16 protein-coding genes are annotated in these 16,816 nt (G+C 69.6%); 3 read left to right on the top strand and 13 right to left on the bottom strand.

Annotated elements, in window-relative coordinates:
• Position 1 precedes the first annotated feature (1 nt).
• From KV106_RS12815 to KV106_RS12780, 8 genes are all read right to left on the bottom strand, one after another.
• The gene (locus tag KV106_RS12815) at positions 2-1,537 is read right to left on the bottom strand and encodes a malonate--CoA ligase (RefSeq protein WP_057594556.1); all 1,536 of its coding nucleotides are present in this window, start codon (positions 1,535-1,537) and stop codon (positions 2-4) included.
• 38 nt (positions 1,538-1,575) lie between these two features.
• Positions 1,576-2,379 carry an enoyl-CoA hydratase/isomerase family protein gene (locus KV106_RS12810; protein WP_261210626.1) on the bottom strand — a complete coding sequence of 268 codons (804 nt, stop codon included), beginning with the start codon at positions 2,377-2,379 and terminating at the stop codon, positions 1,576-1,578.
• The gene (locus KV106_RS12805) at positions 2,376-3,365 is read right to left on the bottom strand and encodes a Bug family tripartite tricarboxylate transporter substrate binding protein (protein ID WP_057594554.1); all 990 of its coding nucleotides are present in this window, start codon (positions 3,363-3,365) and stop codon (positions 2,376-2,378) included. Before KV106_RS12805 ends, KV106_RS12810 begins: the two co-directional genes overlap by 4 nt.
• A gap of 75 nt (positions 3,366-3,440) precedes the next feature.
• On the bottom strand, positions 3,441-4,913 hold the full coding sequence (locus tag KV106_RS12800; protein ID WP_261210625.1) for a malonyl-CoA decarboxylase: 1,473 nt from the start codon (positions 4,911-4,913) through the stop codon (positions 3,441-3,443).
• 55 nt (positions 4,914-4,968) lie between these two features.
• Positions 4,969-5,640, bottom strand: a complete 672-nt coding sequence (locus tag KV106_RS12795; protein ID WP_057594552.1) for a GntR family transcriptional regulator — start codon at positions 5,638-5,640, stop codon at positions 4,969-4,971.
• 204 nt (positions 5,641-5,844) lie between these two features.
• A complete protein-coding gene (lgt, locus tag KV106_RS12790; protein WP_261210624.1) occupies positions 5,845-6,702 on the bottom strand; it encodes a prolipoprotein diacylglyceryl transferase in 858 nt (285 codons plus the stop codon).
• 64 nt (positions 6,703-6,766) lie between these two features.
• Positions 6,767-7,036 (bottom strand): hypothetical protein, encoded by a 270-nt coding sequence (locus KV106_RS12785; protein WP_057594550.1) that lies wholly within the window; start codon positions 7,034-7,036, stop codon positions 6,767-6,769.
• 19 nt (positions 7,037-7,055) lie between these two features.
• On the bottom strand, positions 7,056-7,829 hold the full coding sequence (locus KV106_RS12780; RefSeq protein ID WP_261210623.1) for an SDR family oxidoreductase: 774 nt from the start codon (positions 7,827-7,829) through the stop codon (positions 7,056-7,058).
• A 140-nt stretch (positions 7,830-7,969) separates the two neighbouring features.
• Between KV106_RS12780 and KV106_RS12775 the strand changes: the two genes are divergently transcribed.
• The gene (locus tag KV106_RS12775) at positions 7,970-8,941 is read left to right on the top strand and encodes a LysR family transcriptional regulator (protein ID WP_057594548.1); all 972 of its coding nucleotides are present in this window, start codon (positions 7,970-7,972) and stop codon (positions 8,939-8,941) included.
• On the opposite strand, the gene KV106_RS12770 is transcribed toward KV106_RS12775, so the two are convergent.
• The gene (locus KV106_RS12770) at positions 8,889-9,845 is read right to left on the bottom strand and encodes a LysR family transcriptional regulator (RefSeq protein ID WP_261210622.1); all 957 of its coding nucleotides are present in this window, start codon (positions 9,843-9,845) and stop codon (positions 8,889-8,891) included. The genes KV106_RS12775 and KV106_RS12770 overlap by 53 nt on opposite strands.
• 110 nt (positions 9,846-9,955) lie before the next feature.
• Between KV106_RS12770 and ilvD the strand changes: the two genes are divergently transcribed.
• Positions 9,956-11,650: a dihydroxy-acid dehydratase gene (gene ilvD / locus KV106_RS12765; RefSeq protein WP_057594546.1), complete on the top strand. Its 1,695-nt coding sequence runs from the start codon at positions 9,956-9,958 to the stop codon at positions 11,648-11,650.
• Positions 11,651-11,660: 10 nt separating this feature from the next.
• Here ilvD and KV106_RS12760 read toward each other — a convergent pair whose 3' ends face one another.
• On the bottom strand, positions 11,661-13,352 hold the full coding sequence (locus KV106_RS12760) for an SMI1/KNR4 family protein (RefSeq protein WP_261210621.1): 1,692 nt from the start codon (positions 13,350-13,352) through the stop codon (positions 11,661-11,663).
• 91 nt (positions 13,353-13,443) lie between these two features.
• Positions 13,444-13,698: a TIGR04438 family Trp-rich protein gene (locus tag KV106_RS12755; RefSeq protein WP_057594544.1), complete on the bottom strand. Its 255-nt coding sequence runs from the start codon at positions 13,696-13,698 to the stop codon at positions 13,444-13,446.
• Positions 13,699-13,824: 126 nt separating this feature from the next.
• On the opposite strand from KV106_RS12755, the gene KV106_RS12750 reads away from it, so the two are divergent.
• On the top strand, positions 13,825-14,130 hold the full coding sequence (locus KV106_RS12750; protein ID WP_057594543.1) for a c-type cytochrome: 306 nt from the start codon (positions 13,825-13,827) through the stop codon (positions 14,128-14,130).
• Between the two features lie 9 nt (positions 14,131-14,139).
• Here KV106_RS12750 and KV106_RS12745 read toward each other — a convergent pair whose 3' ends face one another.
• Together KV106_RS12745 and acs are read right to left on the bottom strand one after the other, a co-directional pair.
• Complete coding sequence (locus tag KV106_RS12745) at positions 14,140-14,643, bottom strand: hypothetical protein (protein ID WP_057594542.1); 504 nt, start codon at positions 14,641-14,643, stop codon at positions 14,140-14,142.
• A 150-nt stretch (positions 14,644-14,793) separates the two neighbouring features.
• Positions 14,794-16,791: an acetate--CoA ligase gene (gene acs / locus KV106_RS12740; RefSeq protein WP_261210620.1), complete on the bottom strand. Its 1,998-nt coding sequence runs from the start codon at positions 16,789-16,791 to the stop codon at positions 14,794-14,796.
• Positions 16,792-16,816 lie beyond the last annotated feature (25 nt).

Genomic DNA, 16,816 nt, shown 5'->3' with positions numbered 1-16,816 from the left:
CCTAGGCGAACAGCCCCTTGTGCTCGCCGCGCAGCAGCGCCTTCTGCACCTTGCCCATGGTGTTGCGCGGCAGCTCCGGCACGATGAAGCAGCGCTTCGGGATCTTGAAGTTCGCGAGCCTGGCCTTGAGCTCGGCCACGATCGCATCGCCGTCGAGCGTGGCGCCGGGCTTGGCGATGACGATCGCCACGCCGACCTCGCCGAAGTCGGGGTGCGGCACGCCGACCACCGCGCTCTCGGCCACGCCGGCCATCTCGTTGATGTAGCCCTCGATCTCGGCCGGATAGACGTTGTAGCCGCCGCTGATGATCAGGTCCTTGCTGCGCCCGACGATGGTGATGTAGCCGCGGCCGTCGATCTTGCCCACGTCGCCGGTCTTGAAGAAGCCGTCGGCCGTGAACTCCTCCTGCGTCTTCTCGGGCATGCGCCAGTAGCCCGCGAACACGTTGGGGCCGCTGACCTCGATGCCGCCGATCTCGTCGGTGGTGCAGTCGCGGCCCTGGTCGTCGCGCACGCGCAGCTGCACGCCCGGCAGCGCGAAGCCGACGGTGCCGCCGCGGCGCTCGCCCTGCTCGGGGCGGTAGGGGTTCGAGGTCAGCATGATGGTCTCGCTCATGCCGTAGCGCTCGAGGATGGTGTGGCCGGTGCGCTCGCGCCACTCGTCGAAGGTCTCGATCAAGAGCGGCGCCGAACCCGCGACGAACAGCCGCATGTTGCGCACCGCCTCGCGCGTGAGGCCGGGCTCGGCCAGCAGGCGCACGTAGAGCGTGGGCACGCCCATGAACACGGTGGCCTCGGGCAGCTTCGCGGCGATGCGCTTGGGATCGAACTTGGAGAACCAGAGGATCTTGCTGCCGTTGAGCAGCGCGCCGTGCAGCGCCACGAACAGGCCGTGCACGTGGAAGATCGGCAGCGCGTGGATCAGCACGTCGCCCTCGGTCCAACCCCAGTAGTCCTTGAGCACCTCGGCATTCGACAGCAGGTTGCCGTGCGTGAGCATCGCGCCCTTGCTGCGGCCGGTGGTGCCGCTGGTGTAGAGGATCGCGGCCAGGTCGTCGGCCGACTTCGCGGCCGGCTTGTGCACGTCGCTGCAGCTGGCCGCGACCTCGAGCAGGGTGCCGCTGCGGTCGTCGTCGAGCGTGAACACGTGGCGGGTGCCGGCGGCCGTGGCCAGCGGCGCCACCCAGGCCGCGTTGCGGCTGGTGCAGACCACCACGGCGGGCTCGGCGTTGCCGATGAAGTACTCGATCTCGGCGCTCTGGTAGGCGGTGTTGAGCGGCAGGAACACATAGCCCGCGCGCAGGGTCGCGAGGTACAGCAGCATCGCCTCGACCGACTTCTCGACCTGCACCGCGATGCGCGCGCCCTTCTCGAGCTTCAGCGCGTCGAGCAGGTTGGCGATCATCGCGCTCGCGCGGTCGAGGTCGCGCCACGAGTACGCGAGGCCGTTGTCGGTCTCGACCGCGATGGCATCGAGGTCGGCGGGAAAGGCCGCGCGCAGGGCGGCGAACAGGTTGGCGTTGGCGGTCTTCTTCATCGGTCGGACTTCACAGGAGGCGAAAAACGAAAGGCGGGTCAGAAATCGGGCGCGCGCTTGGCGAGAAAGGCGGCGATGCCTTCGCGGTGCTCGGCCGAGTCGGCGTAGTCGTAGGCGGTGGCGACCAGCGCGGCGACCGGCTCCACCTCGGGCGGCGCGGTGTTGGCGCCGGTCACGGCATGGTGCAGCACGGCGAAGGTGCGCTTGTGCATGCGCGCGGTCTGCGGCGCGAGCCGCGCGATGCGCGCCGCGTGCGCCTCGGCCGCGGCGGCCACCTCGGCGTCGGGCAGCACCGAGAGCAGGAAACCCGCGTGGTAGAGCCGCGTGGCATCGTGCACGCCGGCGGCCAGCAGCATGTCGCGCGCCAGCGTGTCGCCGATGGCGCCATGCACCAGCGCGGCCTCGCGCGGCGCCATCGGAAAGCCGAGCTTCGCGATCGGCGCGCCGAACTTCGACGAGGCGCCCGCGAGGCGGATGTCGCAGCAGCTCGCGATCTCGATGCCCGCGCCCATGCACGCACCCTCGATCTGCGCGACCAGCGGCAGCGGGCAGTCGAGCAGCGCCTGCAGCGCGGCCCAGACCTCGTTCTCGTGGAATTCGCGCAGGCTCGCGGCCTCGAAGCGGAACGACGGGTACTCGGAGATGTCGCCGCCCGCGCAGAAGGCGCCGCCCTCCCCGCGCACGATCACGCAGCGCAGCGCCGGGTCGGCGCCGAGGCCGGCCACGAGCGCGCGCAGCTCGCGCCACATCGCGCGCGTCATCGCGTTCAGGCGTGCCGGGTTCGACAGCGTGAGGAACGCGAGCGCGCCCTCGCGGCGCAGGCTGACGCTGCCCGCGCTCATTCGAGCTTGGCGCCCGAGGCCTTGACCACGGCGGCCCAGCGTTTGATCTCCGAATTGACGAAGCCGCCGTACGCGGCCATGGTCAGGTTCGGGATCTCGGAGCCGTTCTGCGCCCAGATGGCCTTGAGCTCGTCGCTCGCGAGCGATTTCTTCATGTCCTCCACCACCTTGGCCTGCACGTCGGCCGGCGTGCCCTTGGGCGCCCAGAGGCCGTACCAGGTGGTCACGGTGTAGTCGGGCAGGCCCACCTCGGCCGCGCAGGGCACGTCGGGAAAGGCCGGGTTGCGCTTGGCACCCGCCACCATCAGCGCCTTGATGCGGCCGCTCTTGATGTGCTGCGCCGAGGAACCGAGGCCGTCGAACATCAGGTCGACGTTGCCCGAGATCAGGTCGGCCAGCGCCGGGCCCGCGCCGCGGTACGGGATGTGGGTGATGAAGGTGCCGGTCTGGATCTTGAACAGCTCGCCCGCCAGGTGGTGCGAGGTGCCCGCGCCGGCCGAACCGTAGTTGAACTTGCCGGGGCTGCGCTTCACGAGCGCGATGAACTCCTGGATGGTCGCGGCCTGCACGCGCTTGGGATTGACCACCACCACCTGCGGCACGTTGGCCAGCAGCATCAGCGGCACGAAGTCCTTCTCGATGTCGTAGTCGAGCTTGGGATAGATCGAAGGCGCGATCGCATGGTGCACCGCGCCCATGAACAGCGTGTAGCCGTCGGCCGGCGCCTTGGAGGCGATGCTCGCGCCCAGCGTGCCGCCCGCGCCGCCGCGGTTGTCGATCACCAGGGTCTGGCTCGTGAGCTTGGCGAACTGGCCCGACAGCGGACGCGCGAAGGCGTCGGTGCCGCCGCCGGCCGGGAACGGCACGACCACGTTGACCGGCTTGGTCGGCCAGTTGCCCTGCGCGGTCGCGGCGCCGCCGCAAAGAACCGCCGCGCCCGCAGCCGCCAGGCGCAACACGTCGCGCCGCTGAAAACTCTGGTTCATCTGTCTCATCTCCTGTCGTTGTGGATCGCCGCGCGAGCGACGGCCGGCGCTGTATGCGCCGGGCTTGAGGCCCGATCAGCCTTTCTTGAAAAACAGACTTTCGACGTCTCCCGACACGGCCACCTTGCCCTGCGCGAGCCAGTCGCGGTGCCGGTCCAGACGCTTGAGATCGTATAGGTAGTTCACCATGAGGCCATAGGACTGCTTCTGTCCCTTGGGCGACGGATCGCCGGCCCAGTTGAGGCGCTCGACGCGCGCGCCGTTGCCCAGGTGGAAGCGCGCGACCGGGTCGGCCGGCGTGCCGTCGACCAGCGAGCGGCCCAGGTACTCGGCCGCGCACTGCAGCAGCCACTGGCGCAGCGGCGACTTGGGGTCCAGGCTCGCGGCGGCATCGACGGCGGCCAGCAGCCGGTCGGGCGTGGGCGGCAGCGAGCCCACGAGGCGGCCGATCTCGGCGGCGCGCTTCTCGTCGAGGCGCGCGGTCATGTCGGGGGCGTTCTTCGCGAGCCAGGTGCGAAAGCCCGGGATCGGCGACAGCGTGGCGAAGGTCTTGAGCCGCGGCAGTTCGTCCTGCAGGGTCTCGACCACGCGCTTGATCAGCGAGTCGCCGAAGCTCACGCCGCGCAGGCCGTTCTGCGTGTTGCTGATCGAATAGAAGATCGCGGTGGTGGCGCGCGCCGGCGGCACCGGCACGGCCGTCTCGTCGAGCAGCGGCGTGATGCCGTCGCTCACGCGGTCGACCAGCGCCACCTCGACGAAGATCAGCGGCTCGTTGGGCAGCCGTGGATGGAAGAAGCCGTAGCAGCGGCGGTCGCTGTCGTCGAGCCGGTTCTTCACGTCGTTCCAGCTCTTGATGTCGTGCACCGCCTCGTAGCGGATCAGCTTCTCGATCAGCGAGGCCGGCGAGTTCCAGTCGATGCGGCGCAGCTCGAGGAAGGCGACGTCGAACCAGGTCGAGAACAGCTGCTCGAGCTCGGCGTCGAGCGCGAGCAGGCGGCGGTCGCCCTTGAGGCCGGGCAGCAGCTCGGCGCGCAGGTCGACCAGGAAGCGCATGCCCGCGGGCTCGACCGCGAAGCGCTGCAGCAGGCGCATCCGCGGCGACACCAGCGCGCGGCGCAGCTTGAGCTCGGCCTGGCCCTCGTCGGGCGTGCCGACGGCGGCCTGGTGCTGGTCGCGCGCGGTCTTGAGCTTTTGCGCGTCGGCGGCGAAATGCTCGCTCATCAGGGCCCAGAAATCGCGCCGCTCCTCGGGCGTGGCGGCGGCGTATTCGATCGCGATGGCATGGGCACGGCGGCCGCCCTCGACCTCGCTCACGCGCGGGTCGATCACCGACTGCATGGCGGCCAGCACGCGGCGCAGCGCGCGCGGCGACAGCGCCTCGTCGGCCTTGCGCAGGGTGGCTTCGAGCCGCTCGGCGGTGGTGCGGGCGCTGGGCTTGGGCGCGGACTTGGCGGCACCCTTCGCGGGGGCGTCGGAGGCCACCGGTACCTTGCGTTCGTTCTTGTCGCCCGTGCGCAATCGCGCCTGGAACCATTCGGTCGCACTCATCGTGGATGCACTCCCATGCAGAAAGAAAAAGACGAGGAAGAGGTGGCGGCGCGCTTCATGGCATGACCCGCGATTTCTGCTGGTTGCGCATCACCTCGCGCAGCGCCTCGCGCTGGCGCGTCATGTGGGTGCGCATCGCGGCATCGGCGCCTTCGCTGTCGCGCGCCTTGAGCGCCGCGAACACCGCGAGATGCTCCGACAGGCTCTGCTCGAGCCGCCCCGGCGCATGCAGCTGCTGCTGGCGCGCGAGCTTGAGGATCTTGCGCAGGTCGCCGATCACCTGGGCCAGCCACTTGTTGTCGGCCAGCTGGATGATGGCCTCGTGGATCAGGTGGTTGGTGGCGTAGTAGTCGTTGATGCGCTTGGCCTTGGCGTGGCGCACCAGCCGCTCGTGCAGGGCGTCGAGCTCGTGCAGCTCGGCATCGCTGGCGTTGCGCGCCGCCTCGAAGGCGCAACGGCCCTCGAGCAGCGCGATGACCGGGAAGATCTCGTCGAGGTCGCGCTCGGTCACCTCGCGCACGAAGCAGCCGCGGCGCGGCTCGTGGCGCAGCAGGCCTTCGGCGGTGAGCACCTTGAGCGCCTCGCGCAGCGGCGTGCGCGAGATCGACAGCCGCTCGCACAGCGCGATCTCGTCGACGAAGCTGCCGGGTGCCAGGGTGCCGTCGAAGATCTGCTCGCGCAGCGTGGTGGCGACTTCGTCGTGCAGGGAGTTGTGGACCAGGCGCATGGCGGGTTCGATCGCGTAATTTCCTGTAATTACGCGTAATTCTGAGCCCGGATGCGAGGCAGCGCAAGGGCCGCGCGTGAAACGCGGGGCTCCGGACTTACCCTGGTCAGACGATAGCTTGCGTGGCCGGCGGTGCGGCACGCGGCAGGTGCAGGAGGCGCGGGACGGGGCGGCGCCCCGCCCTCCCCGGCTCCCGGTGCGGCGTCAGGCCTTGCTGGCCACCGGCGGCGGCGCCTGCTCGCGGCGCGAGGCCCAGACCCACAGGGCGATGCCGCCCAGGATCATCGGCACGCAGAGCCACTGGCCCTGGCTCAGGTCGAGCGCGCGCAGGCCCAGCTCGTTGCCCGGGTGGGCAAAGATCTTGTCGGGCTCGCGGAAGAATTCGGCGATGAAGCGGAAGATGCCGTAGCCCACGAGGAAGAAGGCCGACACCTGGGCCTGCTTGCGCGGCTTGCGCGCGTAGAGCCACAGCAGCACGAACAGCAGCAGCCCCTCGAGCAGGAACTGGTAGACCTGCGAGGGATGGCGCGGCAGCATCGAGCCGCTCTGCGGGAACACCATGCCCCAGGGCAGGTCGGGGCTGCTGAAGCGGCCCCAGAGTTCGCCGTTGATGAAGTTGCCCACGCGGCCCGCCGCGAGCCCGGTCGGCACGCAGGGCGCGACGAAGTCCATCACCTGCCAGAACGGCCGCGCGCGCGAACGCGCGAACCAGACCATGGCCGCGATCACGCCGAGCATGCCGCCGTGGAAGCTCATGCCGCCTTCCCAGACCTTGAAGATCTCGAGCGGATTGAACAGGTAGAACTCGGGCCGGTAGAACAGGCAGTAGCCGAGCCGGCCGCCGACGATGACGCCGACCACGCCGAGGAACAGGATGTCCTCGATGTCCTTGCGCTGCCAGGCCCCGGCGCCCACGAGGCTGCGGTAGGGCTCGTGCTTGAGCCGCAGCGTGCCGAGGAAGTAGAACAGCGCGAAGGCCGCCAGGTAGGTCAGGCCGTACCAGTGGATGGCGATCGGCCCGAGCTGCAGGGCGATGGGATTGATCTGCGGATACATGAGCATCCGCGGATTGTGCCCGCGCCGCATGACGCGGCCGGGGGCGTGGGGGCATCCGGGGGCGCGGGCCTCAGCGCCCGAACTTCCACCAAACGATGCCGGCGACGGCGGCCGGCACGGCGAACACCAGCAGGAAGATCGGCAGCTCCTCGGCCACGCTGTAGCCGGCCTCGATCACCCCCACCGCCATGTTGATGCCGGCGCCGACGAACCAGGCCGGCACGAACCAGAGCGCGGCCGTGCCCAGGGCCGCGTCGCCGCCGCCGCCGAGCACGCGGCCGGCCAGCAGGAAGAAGGCCAGCAGCACGAAGCCGCTGCCCATCACGATGAGCGTGTGCATCGCTTCTCGGCGCGATGCGTCAGCGCGTGGTGTAGCCCCCGTTGGCGAAGATGGTCTGGCCGGTGATCCACCAGCCCTCGGTGACCAGGAAGCGCACGATGGGCGCGATGTCCTCGATGTCGGTCAGGCCCTTCTTCGAGAACTTGCTGAGCGCGGCGGCGCTGCTGTGGTAATCCACCGCCTCCTTGCTCTCCTGGCCGTAGAAGAAGGGCGTGTCCATCGGGCCCGGGCCGATCGCGTTGACCGAGATGCCGCGCTCGCCGAACTCCTTGGAGGCGGCGCGCGTGTAGTGCTCCACCGCGGCCTTCGAGCCCGGGTAGATCGCATAGAACGGCGTGTAGGCCGCGAGCAGCGAGCTCACGATCGTGACGATGCTGCCGCCCTCGGCCAGCGTGCGGCCGGCCTGCTGGATGAAGAAGAAGGCGGCCTTGGCATTGGCGTCGAAGCTCTTGTCGTAGTCGGCTTCGGTGACCTCGAGGATCGGCTTCTTGATGACCACGCCCGCGGTGTTGATCGCGATGTCGACCTGGCCGAACTGCTTGACGGCCTGGTCGAACAGCTTGACGTTGTTCTCGACCACCGCGAGGTCGCCCTGCACCAGCAGGGTGTCGGCGCCCTTGGCCTCGAGGGCGGCGGCGGTCTTCTCGGCATCGGCGCGCGAGCTGTCGCTGTTGTAGTGGATGGCGACGCCGCGCACGCCCCCGTCGACCAGTTGCTGGGCGACGAGCGCGCCGAGGTTCTTGCCGCCGCCGGCGATGACGGCGACCTTGTTCTTCAGTGTGCGTGCGGACATGGGGATCTCCTGGGTTGAAAGCCATTGATGTGTGACACGGGGGCAGTGTATTGATCGTCAGACGGCCGATAAATAGGCAATTCGAGGCTAGACTGCTCGGAAATCCCCGAACAATCCCTTCCCGCCCCGGCGCCCTTCTCATGGACCGCATCGACCTCCTCCAGGTCTTCCTGCGCGTGGCCGAGTCCGGCAGCTTCACGCGCGCCGCCGACCGCCTCGGCCTGCCGCGCGCCACCATCTCGACCGCGGTGCAGCAGCTCGAGGCGCGGCTGGGCTCGCGGCTGCTCCACCGCACCACACGGCGCGTGGGCCTCACGCCCGACGGCGAGGTGCTGCTCGAGCGCGCCCGCGCGCTGGTGGCCGACATGGACGACCTCGAGCAGCAGTTCCTGCCCGCGCACGGCAGCGTGGGCGGGCGGCTCAAGGTCGACGTGCCCAGCCGCATCGCGCGGCTTTTGATCGCGCCCGCGCTGCCCGATTTCTTCGCGCGCTATCCGGCGCTCGAGCTCGAACTCGGCTCGAGCGACCGCGCGGTCGACCTGGTGCACGAGGGCGTGGACTGCGCGCTGCGCGTGGGGCCGCTGGCCAGCAGCAGCCTGGTGGCGCGGCCGCTCGGGCACTTCACGCTGGTCAACTGCGCGAGCCCGGCCTACCTGGCGCGGCACGGCACGCCGCGCACGCCGGCCGACTTGCCGCAGCACCTGGCGGTGAACTACGCCTCGCCGACCAGCGGCCGCGCGGCGCCCTGGGAATGGCAGCGCGACGGCGAGACCGCCTCGCTGCGCATGCGCAGCCAGGTGACGGCCAACAACGCCGAGACCTACATCGCCTGCGCGCTCGCGGGCCTGGGGCTGATCCAGATACCGCTGTACGACGTGCGCACGCAGCTCGCGGCCGGCGAGCTGGTCGAGCTGATGCCCGACGCGCGCGCCGAGCCGCTGCCGGTGCACCTGGTGTACCCGCACCGGCGCAACCTGTCGCGGCGCCTGCAGGCCTTCGCGGGCTGGCTCGAGACGCTGCTGGCCGCCGCGCTCGACGGGCCGCCGCCCTCTTCCGCCGCTACGCCGCGCCGCGCGCGGCCGCCGGCTGGCGCTCCCGCACGAACGCGATGAAGCGCTCGAGCGCCGGGTTGGCGGCCTCCGCCGGCCACACCAGGCTGGTTTCGCAGCGCGGCAGCGCCGACGCGGCGCGGCGCCGGCCCGCGGGCGCGAACTCGCCGGCGCCCCGGTAGACCACGCCCGCGCGCCGGAACTGCGTGACGCTCTCGGGCACCCAGGCCACGCCGATGCCGCCCGAGACCAGGTTGACGATGGTCTGCATCTGGATCGCCTCCTGCGCCAGCTGCGGCACGCGCCCGGCCGCGTGGTAGAGCGCGAAGACCGCGTCGTGCAGCGAAGGCACGATGCGGCGCGGGAAGATCACCAGCGGCTCGGCCAGCACCTCGGCCAGCGGCAGCTGCTGGGCGCTCGCGAGCGCGTGCCGCTGCGGCAGGGCCAGCACCAGCGGCTCCTGCGACACCGCCAGCCGCGCCAGCCCCGGCGGCGCGGCGCCCGGCGAATGCAGCATCAGGCCGGCATCGATCTCGCCGCGGGCGAAAGCCTCGAGCTGCACGTCGCCCGTGGCCTCGACCAGCTCGAGCGCCACCTCGGGGCAGAGCACGCGGAACTCGCGCACCCAGTCGGGCAACTGCTCGAAGCCCACGGTCGAGACGAAGGCGATGCGCACCCGCCCCACCTGCCCGGCCGCGGCCGCGCGGGCGCGCGCCGGCAGCGCCTGGGCCCGCGCCAGCAGTTCGCGCACGTCGGGCAGCAGCGCCTCGCCGGCCGGCGTGAGCGCCACCCGGCGCCGCGTGCGGTCGAACAGCACCACGCCCAGCGTCTTCTCGAGCTGGGCGATGGCCTGCGTGACCGGCGGCTGGGTCATGTGCAGGCGCCGGGCGGCGCGGCCGAAATGCAGTTCCTCGGCCACGGCCACGAACTGGCGCCAGGCCCGCAGGTCGATCAGGCTTTCATTCATATGCCAAGCATATCAATCAGCCTCTCAAAATGGATTGGAAGCAATCAATCAGAAGTCCGATACTTGGCGCTCCCCGGTTTTCCCTCCCCACGATCGAAGAGACACCCACCATGGACACCAAGCCAATCCAGATCAATCGCCGCAGCGCCAACATCGTCGAAGGCAAGAGCCGCGCGCCCAACCGTTCGATGTTCTACGCGATGGGCTACGAGGAAGGCGACTTCAAGAAGCCGATGGTCGGCGTCGCCAACGGCCACAGCACCATCACGCCCTGCAACTCGGGCCTGCAGAAGCTGGCCGACGCGGCCATCGCGGGCATCGAGGAAGCCGGCGGCAACGCGCAGGTGTTCGGCACCCCCACCATCTCCGACGGCATGGCCATGGGCACCGAAGGCATGAAGTACTCGCTGGTGAGCCGCGAGGTGATCTCGGACTGCATCGAGACCTGCGTCGGCGGCCAGTGGATGGACGGCGTGCTGGTGGTCGGCGGCTGCGACAAGAACATGCCCGGCGGCCTGATGGGCATGCTGCGCGCCAACGTGCCCGCCATCTACGTCTACGGCGGCACCATCCTGCCGGGCCGCTACAAGGGCCAGGACCTGAACATCGTGAGCGTGTTCGAGGCCGTGGGCCAGAACGCCGCCGGCAACATGAGCGACGAGGACCTGCTCGAGATCGAGAAGCGCGCCATTCCCGGCACGGGCTCGTGCGGCGGCATGTACACGGCCAACACCATGTCCAGCGCCTTCGAGGCCCTCGGCATCTCGCTGCCCTACTCGTCGACCATGGCGAACCCGCACGACGAGAAGGCCAACTCGGCCAAGGAATCGGCCAAGGTGCTGATCGAGGCGATCAAGAAGGACCTGAAGCCGCGCGACATCGTGACCAAGAAGGCGATCGAGAACGCGGTGGCCGTGATCATGGCCACGGGCGGCTCGACCAACGCGGTGCTGCACTTCCTTGCGATCGCGCACGCGGCCGGCGTGGAATGGACCATCGACGACTTCGAGCGCATGCGCAAGAAGGTGCCGGTGATCTGCGACCTGAAGCCCTCGGGCAAGTACCTCGCGGTCGACCTGCACCAGGCCGGCGGCATTCCGCAGGTCATGAAGGTGCTGCTCAACGCCGGCCTGCTGCATGGCGACTGCATCACCATCAGCGGCCAGACCATCGCCGAAGTGCTCAAGGACGTGCCCGACGTGCCGCGCGCCGACCAGGACGTGATCCGCCCGATTGACAAGCCGATGTACGACGAAGGCCACCTGGCGATCCTCAAGGGCAACCTGTCGCCCGAAGGCGCGGTCGCCAAGATCACCGGCCTCAAGAACCCGGTCATCACCGGCCCGGCGCGCGTGTTCGACGACGAGCAGTCGGCGCTCAAGGCCATCCTCGACGGCAAGATCGTGGCCGGCGACGTGATGGTGCTGCGCTACCTCGGCCCCAAGGGCGGCCCGGGCATGCCCGAGATGCTCGCGCCCACCGGTGCGCTGATCGGCGCGGGCCTCGGCGAGAGCGTGGGCCTGATCACCGACGGCCGCTTCTCGGGCGGCACCTGGGGCATGGTGGTGGGCCACGTGGCGCCCGAAGCGGCGGCCGGCGGCACCATCGCCTTCGTCCACGAGGGCGACTCGATCACCATCGACGCGCATGCGCTCAAGCTCGAGCTCAACGTGCCCGAGGCCGAGATCGCCAAGCGCCGCGAAGGCTGGAAGGCTCCAGCCCCGCGCTACACGCGCGGCGTGCAGGCCAAGTTCGCGTTCAATGCCTCGAGCGCGAGCTCGGGCGCGGTGCTCGACAAGTTCTGAAGCCCGGCGCTCAGGCCGTGGCGGCCGGCGGCTGCCACGGTTTCGCCACGTCCTCGTAGCCGATGGACTTCGGGCGCAGGCGCGTCAGCAACGCATCGACGCTGTCGAAGCGCAGCAGCTCGCGCGGTGGACCACGGTCCAGGTCGTCCACGACCAGCACGGCCGGGGCCTGCGCGGCGCTGTCGCGGTAGTCGAGCATGACCACCCGGCCGTGGTCGGCCTCGAGCACCACGAGCCGCTGCGGCGCATCGAAGCGCTGCTTCCACGGCGTTTCGCCCGGCGGGAACACGATGCGGTCCGACAGCTCGGCCAGGGTCGCGAGGTATTCCATCGGCATCAGGTAGCGCAGGGCTTCGCTGTACGGCTGGCCCTCGCCGTCGGCGATGTCGACCCAGCGGCACGAGACGCCGCCGCCGTTCTTCACGCGCCACAGCGCCACGAGCGCACGTGGCAGCCGCAGGCCCAGCCGCGCCTCGGTCTGCGCGATCAACGCATCGTCGGCCACCAGTTGCGGCTCGGAGCCGTCCTTGCGCTGCACGGCATTGAGATGGAAGAAATGCGACTGCGCCTCGCCCCAGAACATCGAGGCGCGCCATTGCTCGGGGGCCTCGCCCAGCGGCGGGCCGAGATCGCGCGCGACCGTTCGCGCCACGCCGCGCTCCGGACGCACGCGCCGCAGCGCCGCGAAGAAATGGTCGAAGCTCTCGAAGGCGATGTCGACCGGCTCCACGCCGGGCTGGCGATCGAAGTCCGCGATCAGCACCCGCGCCTGCGGCCCGCGCGTGTAGTCGAGCAGGGTCATGTCGCCGTAGCGGGCCTGCAGCACCACCAGCTTGTCGGCGCCAGCCGGCACGTCCTCGGGATCGTGCGTGAAGTCCTCGTAGTGCTCGGCCACGGTGCGCAGCTCGGCCAGCGTCGCGAGGCTCGAATAGTCGATGGAGAAGGCACCGCGCCAGTCGTCGTGGAACGGCCCCGCGTCGCGCTTCAGCGGCACGTAGAGCCAGCCCACGTAGCCGCCGTTCATGCGCCCATAGAGCGCGCGCAGCGTGTCGGGCAGTCGAAAGCCCAGCCGCGCCTCGGCGGCTTCGATCATGGCTTCGCTGGCCGCGAACGGCGGCTTCTCGACCGGCGTGCCGCGCTGCGCGAGCGCTTCGCGCGCGGCATTGGTGCGCCAGTAGCCGGGGGACTCGAAGAAGGTGTCGTGATTCAGCGCCGTTGGGTCGATGTCGAGTTCGGGCTCGGTCTCCGCTGCGGGTGATACGGGCGATGGCGTGGCAGCCACGGGCTCGGGCGCCACGTCCTCGAGCCGGATGATCGCCGCGCTCACGGCGACTGCCAGCACGAACAGCGCCGCGGCCCACTGCGCATCGGCGCCCGAGAACACAGCGATCGGCGCGGTGGGCGCCAGCAGCATGCTCAGGCCCAGACCGAGCAGGTAGAACACGCCCGCGAGCACCGCCTGGATCGGCAGCGTCACGAGCGCCGACAGCGCGATCCGCTGTGCGCCGCCGAGCCGCCAGGCCAAGGTCCAGGCATTCCACTTGCCGAGCGCGTAGAGCACGGTGAACAACGGCGTCGCCAGCAGCACGATCCATGGCGAGCGATGCAGCCAGCCGGCCGTGCCCATGGCCAGCACGATCAGCAAGCCCATGGCGATGCGCAGCACGGGCGCAAGCCCGTTCGATGAAAGGCGCGTGGACATCCTCGATCCTCCCTGTGAAGCGCCGCGGTCCGCGCGGCGTGTCGGAGGAGTTTCACACGCGGGCCGCGGCGGGCCCGTCAGCGCCCAGGACTCAGCGGCGTGGGCGCGATCCGGTGCCGGTCTTCAGGCCCATGTTGGCCTTCTGCCGGTCGATGCGCGCCTGGCGGCGCGCGTCCTCGCGCTCGACCACCTTGCGCTTGGTGTAGCCCGAGGCATCGGCCCAGGCCCACCAGGCCACGGCGAGCGCGAAAGGAATCAGCACGATCCACCAGCTCCAGGTGCCGACCGGGCCGACTTCGAAGTATTTGAGGGCCACGCCCAGGATGCCCAGCACCAGAAACCACATCGCGAATCCTCCGGGTCGTATCGCGCGATGCGGTCGCGCGCCGGTGGCCGGCGCTCCCTACAATCATCATCGCGTTGAGCCATCGAATGTAACTCAGCCCTTACACAAACAGAGAATCCGATCCCCATGAAAAGAGCCCTGCTGTTCGCGACCCTGGCCCTCGGCCTGGCAGCCCCCGCCTTCGCCGACCTGGCGCTGGCCACCTCGAAGAACTGCATGAGCTGCCATGCGGTCGAGCGCAAGGTGCTCGGCCCCTCGTTCAAGGACGTGGCGGCCAAGTACAAGGACAACGCGGGCGCGGCCGACATGCTGGCCGGCAAGATCATCAAGGGCGGTTCGGGCGTGTGGGGCCCGGTGCCCATGCCGGCCAACAACCAGGTCAGCGAAGCCGACGCGAAGAAGCTCGCGGCCTGGATCCTGTCGACGAAATAAGGCGACTCCTCAGATCCGCGGCTCGATGTCCGCGGGCAGCGAGGGCCGGCGCTCGATGCGGTCCTCGAGCTGGCCGATGTGCGCGGCCAGCGTGTTGTCGGACTGGTCCGAACGCAGCCGCACCGCGGACTCGAGCTGGTCGATGCGCGCCAGCAGCGCCGTCTGGCGCTCTGCGTTCTGCGCCATGTGCTGGTTCTCCTGCGCCTGCAGGAAGTTGCGCAGCTCGGTGAAGCGCGAGGCCTCGGCCTTGTCGGCGAGGTCGCGCTGCACCTGCATCTCCTTGGTGTGGCGCTTGGTGTCGAGCAGCACCGCGCTGTGCAGGTACAGCACGTAGACCAGGAAGAAGGCCGCCAGCACCACGGTGAGCCCCAGCATGATCAGCCCCAGCGGCGCCGAGACGGTCATGAAGCCCAGCCACACGTCGGTGGGCGTGGACAGCGTGCCCCAGTTGAGCGCGGCCAGCGCCGCGATCAGCAGCACGATGACGAACAGGAAAGCGGATCTCACGCCCATGGGGGCCTCCTTCGGAAAGATCGAACACGTTGGGAACCCGCGCGCTTCGAGGCGCGCGGTGGTGCCAGCGGTTTTACCTCAGCGAAGGGGCCTGCCCGGCCCTCGGCCCGGCACAGACGCCCCTGTCCTACAGCAGGAATGCCGTGTTGATCAGTTCGTCTGCGACAACTGCTCCAGGATCGCCGGGTTCTCGAGCGTGGACGTGTCCTGCGTGATCGCCTCGCCCTTGGCGATGCTGCGCAGCAGCCGCCGCATGATCTTGCCGCTGCGCGTCTTGGGCAGGTTGTCGCCGAAGCGGATGTCCTTGGGCTTGGCGATCGGACCGATCTCCTTGGCCACCCAGTTGCGCAACTCGGTGGCGATCTGTTTCGCCTCCTCGCCGGTCGGGCGCGCGCGCTTGAGCACCACGAAGGCGCACACCGCCTCGCCCGTCAGGTCGTCCGGGCGTCCCACCACCGCGGCCTCGGCCACGAGGTCGGTCTTGGACACCAGCGCCGACTCGATCTCCATCGTGCCCAGCCGGTGGCCCGACACATTGAGCACGTCGTCGATGCGGCCCGTGATCCGGAAGTAGCCACGGTCCGCGCTGCGTACCGCGCCGTCACCGGCCAGGTAGATCGTGCCGCCCATCTCCTCGGGGAAATAGCTCTTCTTGAAGCGCTCGGGGTCGTTCCAGATCGTGCGGATCATCGAGGGCCAGGGCCGCTTGATCACCAGCATGCCGCCCGCGCCGTTGGGCAGGTCCTTGCCGGTCTCGTCCACGATCGCGGCCATGATGCCCGGCAGCGGCAAGGTGCACGAGCCCGGCACCAGCGGCGTGGCGCCCGGCAGCGGCGTGATCACGTGGCCGCCGGTCTCGGTCTGCCAGAAGGTATCGACGATCGGGCAGCGCTCGCCGCCGATATTGCGGTGGTACCACATCCAGGCCTCGGGATTGATCGGCTCGCCGACCGAGCCGAGGATGCGCAGGCTCGTGAGATCCCAGTTCTTCGGATGCACCTTCTCGTCGCCCTCGGCCGCCTTGATCAGCGAGCGGATCGCGGTGGGCGCGGTGTAGAACACGCTGACCTTGTGCTTCTCGATCATCTGCCAGAAGCGGCCCGCGTGCGGGAAGGTGGGAACGCCCTCGAACACCACCTGCGTGGCGCCGGCCGCGAGCGGGCCGTAGGCGACGTAGGTGTGGCCCGTGATCCAGCCGATGTCGGCGGTGCACCAGAACACGTCCTCGGGGCGGATGTCGAAGGTCCAGTCCATCGTCATCTTGGCCCACAGCAGGTAGCCGCCGGTGGCGTGCTGCACGCCCTTGGGCTTGCCGGTGGAGCCCGAGGTGTAGAGGATGAAGAGCGGGTGCTCGGCATTCACCGGCTCGGGCGCGCACTCGCTGCTCTGGCCGGCCAGCGCCTCGGCGAAGGTCTTGTCGCGGCCTTCGACGCGGTTCCAGGCCGAGGGCGTGCGTTCGTAGACGAACACGGTCTTGATCGACTCGCAGCCGCCGAGCGCGATGCCGTCGTCGACGATGGCCTTGAGCGGCAGCTCCTTGCCGCCGCGCAGCTGGAAGTTGGCGGTGATGACCGCGACCGCGCCGGCGTCGATGATGCGTTCCTGCAGCGCCTTGGCCGAGAAGCCGCCGAACACCACGCTGTGGGTGGCGCCGATGCGCGCGCACGCCTGCATCGCGATCACGCCCTCGACCGTCATCGGCATGTAGACGATGACGCGGTCGCCCTTCTTGATGCCCTGCGCCTTGAGCGCATTGGCGAACTGGCTCACACGCGCGAGCAGTTCCTTGTAGCTGACCTTCGTGACGGTGCCGTCGTCGGCCTCGAAGACGATGGCGGTCTTGTTCTCGACGGGCGTGCCGATGTGGCGGTCGAGGCAGTTGGCGCTGGCGTTGAGCTCGCCGTCGCCGAACCATTGGTAGAACGGCGCGTTCGATTCGTCGAGGATCTTGCTGAAGGGCTTCGTCCACTGCAGGTGGCTCGTGGCCTGGCGGCTCCAGAAGCCTTCGAAGTCTTCCTCCGCTTCCTTGCACAGCGCCTCGTAGGCGGCCATGCCGGAAATGCGGGCGCCTTGCGTGGCGCGGGCATCGGGCGGGAACACGCGGTTCTCGACCAGGACGGATTCGATGTTCTTCGAGGGATGGCTCATGGGTATGGGGTTCAAGAAGTGAGGG

This window comes from Variovorax endophyticus (genome assembly GCF_025376855.1).
In the GTDB taxonomy this organism is placed as follows: Bacteria; Pseudomonadota; Gammaproteobacteria; order Burkholderiales; family Burkholderiaceae_C; genus Variovorax.
The sequence above is the reverse complement of the archived record's forward strand: the minus strand, read 5'-3'. Positions and strand labels throughout refer to the sequence as shown.

Excerpts from the sequence above, each read along its gene's own strand:
- KV106_RS12815 (WP_057594556.1), bottom strand. The coding sequence starts at position 1,537 with ATGAAGAAGACCGCCAACGCCAACCTGTTCGCCGCCCTGCGCGCGGCC.
- KV106_RS12810 (WP_261210626.1), bottom strand. The coding sequence starts at position 2,379 with ATGAGCGCGGGCAGCGTCAGCCTGCGCCGCGAGGGCGCGCTCGCGTTC.
- KV106_RS12805 (WP_057594554.1), bottom strand. The coding sequence starts at position 3,365 with ATGAACCAGAGTTTTCAGCGGCGCGACGTGTTGCGCCTGGCGGCTGCG.
- KV106_RS12800 (WP_261210625.1), bottom strand. The coding sequence starts at position 4,913 with ATGAGTGCGACCGAATGGTTCCAGGCGCGATTGCGCACGGGCGACAAG.
- KV106_RS12795 (WP_057594552.1), bottom strand. The coding sequence starts at position 5,640 with ATGCGCCTGGTCCACAACTCCCTGCACGACGAAGTCGCCACCACGCTG.
- lgt (WP_261210624.1), bottom strand. The coding sequence starts at position 6,702 with ATGCTCATGTATCCGCAGATCAATCCCATCGCCCTGCAGCTCGGGCCG.
- KV106_RS12785 (WP_057594550.1), bottom strand. The coding sequence starts at position 7,036 with ATGCACACGCTCATCGTGATGGGCAGCGGCTTCGTGCTGCTGGCCTTC.
- KV106_RS12780 (WP_261210623.1), bottom strand. The coding sequence starts at position 7,829 with ATGTCCGCACGCACACTGAAGAACAAGGTCGCCGTCATCGCCGGCGGC.
- KV106_RS12775 (WP_057594548.1), top strand. The coding sequence starts at position 7,970 with ATGGACCGCATCGACCTCCTCCAGGTCTTCCTGCGCGTGGCCGAGTCC.
- KV106_RS12770 (WP_261210622.1), bottom strand. The coding sequence starts at position 9,845 with ATGAATGAAAGCCTGATCGACCTGCGGGCCTGGCGCCAGTTCGTGGCC.
- ilvD (WP_057594546.1), top strand. The coding sequence starts at position 9,956 with ATGGACACCAAGCCAATCCAGATCAATCGCCGCAGCGCCAACATCGTC.
- KV106_RS12760 (WP_261210621.1), bottom strand. The coding sequence starts at position 13,352 with ATGTCCACGCGCCTTTCATCGAACGGGCTTGCGCCCGTGCTGCGCATC.
- KV106_RS12755 (WP_057594544.1), bottom strand. The coding sequence starts at position 13,698 with ATGTGGTTTCTGGTGCTGGGCATCCTGGGCGTGGCCCTCAAATACTTC.
- KV106_RS12750 (WP_057594543.1), top strand. The coding sequence starts at position 13,825 with ATGAAAAGAGCCCTGCTGTTCGCGACCCTGGCCCTCGGCCTGGCAGCC.
- KV106_RS12745 (WP_057594542.1), bottom strand. The coding sequence starts at position 14,643 with ATGGGCGTGAGATCCGCTTTCCTGTTCGTCATCGTGCTGCTGATCGCG.
- acs (WP_261210620.1), bottom strand. The coding sequence starts at position 16,791 with ATGAGCCATCCCTCGAAGAACATCGAATCCGTCCTGGTCGAGAACCGC.